Source organism: Pseudomonas sp. 05T35 (genome assembly GCF_056396605.1).
On sequence record NZ_JBFTLU010000167.1, the window covers coordinates 1 to 8,741 of the forward strand.

An 8,741-nucleotide genomic window follows, 5' to 3' on the forward strand; every position below is an offset into this window, starting at 1 on the left:
GAGTATGCGTACTGACTTAACTGACTGACATTTCTTGATAGTTATTCTAGCTTCTGGATCTGCTGCTGATTCGTCGGGTTTCGTCCGCCAAGACTTGTTTACAGCTGCAGTAGGCTACGCTTTCAGCAACTCATTGCTCATATTTCACGCAGGACTGACGTGATGACCGAGCCCCTTCTCAGCTTCGAAGAACTGAAACTCGCCGCTAGCGCAGGCGATATCGATACCGTGCTGGTCTGCATGGTCGATATGCAGGGGCGACTGGTCGGCAAGCGATTCCAGGTCGAGTTTTTCATCGACAGCGGCCATGAAGAAACCCACTGCTGCAATTACCTGCTGGCCGACGACATCGACATGGAGCCGGTACCGGGTTACGCCGCCGCCAGCTGGAGCAAAGGCTATGGCGATTTCGTGCTCAAACCCGACATGGCTACCTTGCGCCGCGTGCCGTGGCTGGAATGCACGGCGCTGGTGCTCTGCGACGTGCTCGACCATCACCATCGGCGCGACCTGCCCCATAGCCCACGGGCAATCCTGAAAAAGCAGATCGAGCGACTGCGCGAGCGCGGCTACAGTGGCATGTTTGCCTCTGAGCTGGAGTTCTATCTGTTTGACGAGAGTTACGAGGCCATCCACGAGCGCAACTACCACAAGCCGAAAACCGCTGGCCACTACATCGAGGATTACAACATCCTCCAGACCACCCGCGAGGAGCCGGTGCTGCGGGCGATTCGCAAACACCTGCAGGCATCCGGCATTCCCGTGGAAAACTCCAAGGGTGAATGGGGCCCGGGCCAGGAAGAAATCAACGTCCGTTATGCCGATGCCCTGACCATGGCCGACCAGCACGTGATCATCAAGCACGCCTGCAAAGAGATCGCGCAATTGCAGGGAAAAGCGATCACGTTCATGGCCAAGTGGCGCTATGACGCCGCCGGGTCCAGTAGCCATATCCACAACTCGTTGTGGGACAAGAATGGCAAAAAGCCGCTGTTCTTCGACCCCAAGGCCGAGTTCGGCATGTCGACGCTGATGCGTGCCTGGGTGGCCGGGCAGCTCAAGTACGCCAACGACATCGCCTGTTTTCTCGCGCCTTACATCAATTCGTACAAGCGCTTCCAGGCCGGCACTTTCGCACCGACCCGGGCGGTCTGGAGTCGGGACAATCGCACTGCAGGCTTTCGTTTGTGCGCCGAAGGCAGCAAATCCATCCGCATCGAATGTCGCATCGGCGGCGCCGACCTCAACCCTTATCTGGCCTTCGCCGCGTTGATCGCTGCGGGGCTGTCCGGTATCGACGAGAAACTCAGCCTGGCGCCTCCCTTTGAAGGCGATGCCTACCTCGACGAACACTTGCCGGAAGTCTCGAAGACCCTGCGCGATGCCTGTACCGCGCTCAAGGCCTCGAAAATGTTGCGCGAGGCGTTCGGTGACGAAGTGGTCGACCACTACGTGCACACCGCCGAATGGGAGCAGAAAGAGTACGACCGACGGATAACCGACTGGGAACTGCAGCGCGGCTTTGAGCGCTATTGAGCAATCGATTATTGAGGCAGCCATGACGACGATGATTCAACTCATCTCCCCGGTCGATGGCCGGGTCTACGCCGAACGCCACTGCGCCGATGCGGCGCAGATCGAGCAGGCTCTGACGGCTGCCGCAGCCGCCCAGGCGTCATGGAAGCGCCGGCCACTGAGCGAGCGCGCCGCTTTTTGCAGTGCCGCCGTGGACGCGATGCTGGCCATGAAAGACGAAATAGTCCCGGAACTGGCTTGGCAAATGGGCCGCCCGGTACGCTTTGGTGCCGGCGAGCTGCGCGGTTTCGAAGAGCGTGCCCGGCACATGATCGCCATCGCACCTGAAGCCTTGGCTGCGGTCGAACCTGCGCCTGTCGCGGGGTTTCGACGCCAGATCAAACGCGAGCCGCTGGGTACGGTGCTGGTTATCGCGCCGTGGAATTATCCCTACCTGACGGCGGTGAATACGATTATTCCGGCGCTGATGGCCGGCAACAGCGTCATCCTCAAACACGCCTCGCAAACGCTGCTGGTCGGCGAACGTTTCGCCGAGGCCTTTCGCCGCGCCAATCTGCCCGAAGGGCTGTTCCATAACCTGCTGCTCAATCACACCTATACCGCGGCGATCATTGCCTCCGGACGGGTGCAGCAAGTGAACTTCACCGGTTCGGTCGAAGCCGGCAAAGCCATCGAAATCGCCGCCACCGGGCTCTTCCTCGGCATCGGGCTGGAGCTCGGCGGCAAAGACCCGGCCTACGTCCGCGCAGACGCCAACCTTGAGCATGCCGTGGAAAACCTGGTGGACGGCAGTTTTTTCAACTCCGGGCAAAGCTGCTGCGCCGTCGAGCGAATCTATGTTGATCAAACAATTTACCCGGCGTTTGTCGAGCGTTTTGCCGCCCTGACCCGCCAATACGTGCTGGGCAACCCGCTGGACGAAGCCACCACCCTCGGCCCGTTGGTCAATCCGGGGGCTGCCGAGTTCGTGCGCGGGCAAATCGCCGAAGCACTGGCAAAAGGCGCAAAAGCACTGATCGATCCAAAGGCCTTTCCAGCGGACGTGCCCGGCAGCGCCTACCTCGCGCCGCAGGTGTTAGTCAACGTTAACCATCAAATGTCGGTGATGCGCGAGGAAAGCTTTGGTCCGGTGGTCGGCATCATGCCGGTTGCCAGCGACGACGAAGCCATCGCCTTGATGAACGATAGCGAGTTCGGGCTCAGCGCCTCCATCTGGACCGCGGACCTCGCCGCCGCCGAACGTATCGGCGATGAGATCGCCACCGGCAGCGTATTCATGAACCGCTGTGACTACCTGGACCCGGCCCTGGCCTGGGCCGGGGTGAAAAACAGCGGGCGCGGCGTAACGCTGTCGCGCATCGGTTACGAACACCTGACCCGAGCCAAATCCTTCCATCTGCGCCATGAGATCTGAGCCATGAGCCTGACTGCGAACTGGAACTACCCCACGAGCATCCACTTCGGTATTGGCCGCATCGCCGAACTGGCCGACACCTGCCGCAGCCAAGGTATCCAGCGACCGTTGCTGGTCACCGACAGCGGCCTGGCGCGTGCGCCGATCACCACGGCGGCGCTGGAATCCCTGCGCGCCGCCGGCCTCGGCGTGGAGCTGTTTTGCGACCTCAAACCGAATCCGGTCGAGACCAATCTGGCGGGAGGGCTCGACGCCTGGCGTGCCGGCAAGCATGACGGCGTGGTCGCCTTCGGCGGCGGCAGCGGGCTGGATATGGGCAAGCTGATCGCCTTCATGAGCGGCCAGACCCGGCCGGTGTGGGATTTCGAAGACATCGGCGACTACTGGACTCGCGCCGACGAAAGCAGCATCGCCCCGATCATTRCAGTGCCGACCACCGCGGGTACAGGGTCCGAAGTCGGCCGTGCAGCGGTGATCATCGACGAGCGTACGCACACCAAACGGATCATCTTCCACCCGAAAATGATGCCACGGGTGGTCATCAGCGACCCGGCCCTCACCGTCGGCATGCCGGCAAAAGTCACCGCCGGCACCGGCATGGATGCCTTTGCCCATTGCCTGGAATCCTACTGCGCCCCCGGTTTCCACCCCATGGCCGAAGGAATTGCGGTAGAAGGCATGCGCCTGGTGGCCAATGCGCTGGTGCGTGCAGTACGCACCCCCTCCGACCTTGAGGCGCGCGCGGAAATGCTCGCGGCAGCCGCGATGGGCGCCACCGCCTTCCAGAAAGGCCTGGGCGGGATGCACGCGCTCGCACATCCGGTGGGCGCCCTGTACGACACCCATCACGGCATGACCAACGCCACGTTCATGCCCTATGTGTTGAAATTCAATCGCCCGGCCATCGAGGAACGCATCACCCGGCTGGCGGCATATCTGCGTCTGCCGACCCCGGGCTTCGACAGTTTTCTGGCCTTCGTCCTCAAGTTGCGCAAGGACATCGGCGTGCCGCATACGCTGTTTGAGCTGGGGGTGGATGATCGGCAGGCCGACCTGATCGCCGACATGGCGATTGTCGACCCCTGCGCCGGCGGTAACCCGCTGCCCTTGACCCGCAATGGCGCGATGGAGATTTTCGAAGCGGCGTATCACGGCCGGCTCTAGGTTCACTTAAACCGTAATGCGATCTGTAGCAGCTGCCGAACGCAGCCTTCGGCAGCTGCTACAGAGAATGCCTCGCGGCTGAAATCAGGCTCTAGGGCCGGCTTTATTTTATCGCGGCTGCCGGGCCTTCTACTTGCTGGGCTGGACTTCACTGCGCTTCATGGAGAGGTACTCGCTGCGCCCAATCTCATGCAACTGCAGCGGGTAACGTTCAATCCCGGTGTACCAGTCGCTCAGACGTTTTTCGAGCTGTTGCGGCGCGGGTGTCGTCAGCGCGCCGAGGTAGGCTTCGATCGCCACGTAGTAGCGCATCGCATTGCGCTCGACGACACCCCGCATATCGCCAATATAGGCTGGCTGACCATCGGCCTTGCGGCCAACGATGCTGAAGCCGACCTTGTTGCGACCGACTGTCGCCAGATAGCCCTGCATGGCCATACGGGCCGCGATACCGTAGTCGTACGAATAGGACAAATGCAGGAAGCTGCGCTGAGAATCGAGCTTCACCACTTCAAGCTTGACCCGATAGTTGCTCGTTCCAAACGGTCCTTGCGCGGAGCTCAACACAACCTGAAGGTAATCGGCGCTATCGGTGACAACCCGGTAAAGAAAATCGAACGGGTAGGTATCGGCCAGCGGCTGATCCGACTTGCGCCCTATGTTGACGCGTAACCCTTCCCCTGCGCCGGAAGAGGCGTGACAGCTCTTCACGTTCAAATGCAGGATCAGGATATCGCACCAATGGCCGATGCCCTGCAGCGCCGGACTGACCACCGCATAGGGTTGCTCGATCAAGGCATAGACGTCGCCTGTCAGGCTGTCTGACGTTTCAGTTGATTGGAGATAGAGCGGGCGGTGGAACGGGTTGTTGGCCAACTGTTCACGCAAGGCGCCGTAGCGTGCGATCAGTGCTTGAGCATCCTGCGCGTGGGCCAGCGGCATGCCGATCAACAGATAGAGCAAGACCAAGCGAACCAGCATGGCGCCTCTGCAGAAGCTGATATTCACCCGGCTCAAAAGCTTCATGGGCGTCATTTGTGCTTGCCTCACAACCAGTACTCCCAGAGGTGAGCAAACTGCTCCTTGGCTCTTACGTCAAGGGAACGCTGCTGCCACTGCTCAAGTGTGATTTCGTTTGATTTCAGCAAATCGGCAAGGAACGCCGAGCGCATTTTCTCGCCGAACCCGGTGCCGAGTACCACGACGTTGACTTCCTGGTTGTGCAGAAAACTCCGCCAGTCAAGATTGGTAGAGCCGACCGTGGACCAGACACCATCGATCACCGCGGTCTTGACATGCAGCAAGGCATCGCGGCGTTCGTAGAGCTTGACGCCGGCCTCCAGCAGCTCGGTGTAGTGCCTGCGGCCAGCGTTGAATACCAGCCAGGAATCAGTGCTGCTGGGCAGCACCAGCTTCACATCGACGCCGCGTGCCACAGCATTCTTGAGCTYCGCCAACAGCTGCGGATCGGGCACGAAGTAGGCGTTGGTCAGCCAGATTTCGGTTTGCGCACTGCGTAGCGCCGAAATCAGCGTGGCGTAGATCAGGCTGTAGGGTTCGTCCGGCGAACTACCGATAGCACGTACGACCTCGTGGCCTTTGTGTTCGGTTTTCGGAAAGTAATGACGTGTCGCGAGCGGTGTGCCTTTCTGTTTTTCCCACGTCTCGATAAACAGCTTTTGCAGTTCAGCCACGGCTGGCCCTTCAACCCGCAAGTCAGTATCGCGCCAAGGCAACTTGCCGGCGGGTTTGACTTTGGCGTTCAGGCTGAACGAGTTGCCTGAATGGACACTGCTCACGTTGATACCGCCGAGGAAGGCAACGCGGCCATCAATGATCAGTAGCTTACGATGATCCCGCTGATTCACTTGCCACCCAGCCTTGGCGGTCGCGGGATTGACCGGATTGAATTCCAGCACATTGATGCCCGCGGCGGTCAGTCGGGTAAAAAAAGCCGAAGGTGTGCTGAGGGTACCGACGCTGTCCCGGATCAGATTGACCTGGACCCCAGCCGCCTGTTTGGCAATCAGCGCTGCGGCAAAGCGCTGGCCGATTTCATCGTCGTCAAAAATGTAACTCTCGATATTGATGTGATCACGCGCGCTGGCAATCGCCGTGAGCATTGACTGGTAGGTACTCGGACCATTCTGTAACAGTTCAACCTTGTTGCCGTTCGTCAGCGGGCTACCGACGATGGCCTCCTCGATCGCCATATGCAGGTCGAAGATGTTCGTCTGGACGCCTTTGGCCTTCAAACGGTCAATAACGGCCTTGCTGCGTTCGGCTGACAGCGGTCCGTGCGTGCTGTCGATCTTCACAGAGGCCGGGTTGGTGTAGGCCATATCGGGAACGATGGTGGGCAACGAACCACACGCCACCAGCAGTGTCAGGCTCAGCACTGTCAGTGTTCGCAGCAACATCCGGATGGAAAACAGGTTCATGCAGCCTCCGCCCGAAACTGAAGGGGCGCCTGTATCGTGGCAGTAAATGAGCATGGTTTCGGTGCGATAACGCTCTTAAATTTAGACTCTGCACAGCAGCCCCGCGTTTTTTATCACCGACAGCAAATTTGCACGCGCGCAGTAATACCGACAGACGGTTCAGCGTGGCCATGTACACACCACACCATGGATTAATATGTAGGGATAGGGAATCTCAACTTCGGACGGTGGCTGACATGCTTGATGCTCCAAAGCCACAACAGAACCATCTTCTGGCGGCCCTGCCCGCGCAATCGCTGGAGCGCTTGCTGCCCTACCTCGAGCCGATCACCCTGCCGCTCGGCAAGGTGCTCTACGAGTCCGGGGATGCCCTGCGGCACGTCTATTTCCCGACCGACTCCATCGTGTCCCTGCTGTACGTGATGGAAAACGGCGCCTCGGCATCGGCATCGCCGTCTTCATGGGCGGTGAAAGCACGCCGAGCCGGGCGATTGTCCAGAGTGCCGGGCATGCCTTTCGGTTACCCGGCCAGCGACTCAAGGATGAGTTCAACCGCCACGGGGAGATGCTCCTGCTGATGTTGCGCTACACCCAGGCGTTGATCACCCAGATGGCCCAGACTGCGGTGTGCAACCGTCATCACTCGATTGACCAACAATTGTGCCGTTGGCTGCTGCTATCCCTCGATCGCCTGCAAGACAATCAACTGATCATGACCCAGGAATTGATCGCCAACATGCTCGGCGTACGCCGCGAAGGCGTGACCGATGCCGCCGGCAAGCTGCAACGCCTCGGCGTTATCGAATACAGCCGTGGCCACATCAGGGTGCTGGACAGGGCCGCGCTCGAGCAACTGAGCTGCGAGTGCTACGCGGTGGTCAGAAAAGAAACCGAGCGCCTGCTGCCTTACGTTCCGCTAAAGCCAACCCGCTGACTGCCAGTGCCTGCGTGTTCTAGCGAACAGACCGGCCTGCCAGAGTCACCCACACTTAAAACATGAGACGGCCCCGGCACCTGTCCCGCCCATCCAGGGCCCACTGTGCCGCAGGATCTGCGCATGCCAATTACGTCAGGGCAACCAATAGAAAACCGGCTACTCCAGGGGCTGTCGAAGACTGACTACGGCCGGCTGCAAGCACAGTGCGATAACGTCGAACTGGCGTTTGGCACTGTCCTGTTCGAACCGGGCCATCCGATCCTGCATGTGTATTTCCCTCAAACAGCGCTCATCGCTGAAGTGGTGACGTTGTACCGCCACCCTCCTCTGCACATGAGCCTGATCGGCAATGAAGGGATGCTTGGGGCGACACTCGCTCTGGGGGTCAATACCGCCCCTATGCGCGCCGTGGTGCAAGGCGCCGGCATGTGCCTGAGGATGAGAGGCTTGCAGTTGCAGGTCGCACTGCGCGAGAGCCCGTTATTGTTGCGCAGGCTCAATCAGTACCTGTATGTGCAGATGATGCAGCTTGCTCAAACTGCCGCCTGTACCCATTTTCACGAGATTGAGCCACGCCTGGCGCGCTGGTTGCTGATGACCCATGATCGCGCGCACGCCAATCACTTTCATCTGACCCACATGTCCCTTGCGGACATGCTCGGGGTTCGGCGCAGCGGCGTGACATTGGCCGCCGGCACGCTGCAACAGCGTGGATTGATCCGTTACACCCGTGGTGAAATCACGATTCTTGACCGCAAGGGATTGGAAGCGGCGTCATGCGAGTGCTATAGCGACACTCTCTCGACTCCGTTATGACGCAGTTATCGTGGTAAGGGAAAGGTCGCCGTAAACGTAGTGCCGCCTTCTATCGAGGAAGTCACCCTGATATCGCCGTGATGCGCCCTGACAATCTCTCTCACAATGAACAGGCCGAGCCCGACACTGCGCAGTTTTGCATTATCGTGACTGCCGCGAATCATCGGTTCGAACACGTTGTCGAGCAACTCCGAGGGTATCGGCGTGCCAAGGTTGTGTACGCCAATGATTACCTGGTCCTCGAAGCACGAAGACACCGTGACCCCACCCTCAGCCATGCCATAGGCAATYGCGTTGGCAACCAGATTGCCAATAAGCTGATGGATCCGGTCACTGTCGGCGATGAAATGACCTTGGCCGACACAAAGATGGGTCAGCGTGTGCTCAGGGAACACCAGACTCAGCTCGTCCAGGCATTCGCCCACCAATGCGT

7 protein-coding genes and 1 pseudogene are annotated in these 8,741 nt (G+C 59.7%); 5 read left to right on the top strand and 3 right to left on the bottom strand.

The window, feature by feature from the left end; all coding sequences use genetic code 11:
* The first annotated feature begins 162 nt into the window (after positions 1 to 162).
* Genes AC1DH9_RS14580 through AC1DH9_RS14590 form a run of 3 tightly spaced genes read left to right on the top strand, consistent with a single transcriptional unit; the run spans position 163 to position 4,114 of the window.
* The gene (locus AC1DH9_RS14580; protein WP_427545395.1) at positions 163 to 1,536 is read left to right on the top strand and encodes a glutamine synthetase family protein; all 1,374 of its coding nucleotides are present in this window, start codon (positions 163 to 165) and stop codon (positions 1,534 to 1,536) included.
* Between the two features lie 22 nt (positions 1,537 to 1,558).
* Entirely contained in the window at positions 1,559 to 2,950 is a 1,392-nt protein-coding gene (locus AC1DH9_RS14585) for an aldehyde dehydrogenase family protein (RefSeq protein ID WP_427545393.1), read from the top strand.
* 3 nt (positions 2,951 to 2,953) lie between these two features.
* Complete coding sequence (locus tag AC1DH9_RS14590; protein WP_477808338.1) at positions 2,954 to 4,114, top strand: iron-containing alcohol dehydrogenase; 1,161 nt, start codon at positions 2,954 to 2,956, stop codon at positions 4,112 to 4,114.
* A 129-nt stretch (positions 4,115 to 4,243) separates the two neighbouring features.
* Here AC1DH9_RS14590 and AC1DH9_RS14595 read toward each other — a convergent pair whose 3' ends face one another.
* Positions 4,244 to 5,095, bottom strand: a complete 852-nt coding sequence (locus AC1DH9_RS14595; RefSeq protein WP_427545389.1) for a hypothetical protein — start codon at positions 5,093 to 5,095, stop codon at positions 4,244 to 4,246.
* Positions 5,096 to 5,160: 65 nt separating this feature from the next.
* Positions 5,161 to 6,555: a cardiolipin synthase gene (gene cls, locus AC1DH9_RS14600; RefSeq protein ID WP_477808339.1), complete on the bottom strand. Its 1,395-nt coding sequence runs from the start codon at positions 6,553 to 6,555 to the stop codon at positions 5,161 to 5,163.
* A 236-nt stretch (positions 6,556 to 6,791) separates the two neighbouring features.
* On the opposite strand from cls, the pseudogene AC1DH9_RS14605 reads away from it, so the two are divergent.
* A pseudogene (locus tag AC1DH9_RS14605) lies at positions 6,792 to 7,489 on the top strand (Crp/Fnr family transcriptional regulator).
* 123 nt (positions 7,490 to 7,612) lie between these two features.
* Entirely contained in the window at positions 7,613 to 8,308 is a 696-nt protein-coding gene (locus AC1DH9_RS14610) for a Crp/Fnr family transcriptional regulator (RefSeq protein WP_427545383.1), read from the top strand.
* A 5-nt stretch (positions 8,309 to 8,313) separates the two neighbouring features.
* Here the strand turns inward: AC1DH9_RS14610 and AC1DH9_RS14615 are convergent.
* The coding region (locus tag AC1DH9_RS14615) for a sensor histidine kinase (protein ID WP_477808340.1) at positions 8,314 to 8,741 on the bottom strand (428 nt) is incomplete at its 5' end.

What these genes read in the sequence shown, in the direction of transcription:
- AC1DH9_RS14580 (WP_427545395.1), top strand. Translation starts at nt 163, where the DNA reads ATGACCGAGCCCCTTCTCAGCTTCGAAGAACTGAAACTCGCCGCTAGC.
- AC1DH9_RS14585 (WP_427545393.1), top strand. Translation starts at nt 1,559, where the DNA reads ATGACGACGATGATTCAACTCATCTCCCCGGTCGATGGCCGGGTCTAC.
- AC1DH9_RS14610 (WP_427545383.1), top strand. Translation starts at nt 7,613, where the DNA reads ATGCCAATTACGTCAGGGCAACCAATAGAAAACCGGCTACTCCAGGGG.
- AC1DH9_RS14595 (WP_427545389.1), bottom strand. Translation starts at nt 5,095, where the DNA reads ATGCTGGTTCGCTTGGTCTTGCTCTATCTGTTGATCGGCATGCCGCTG.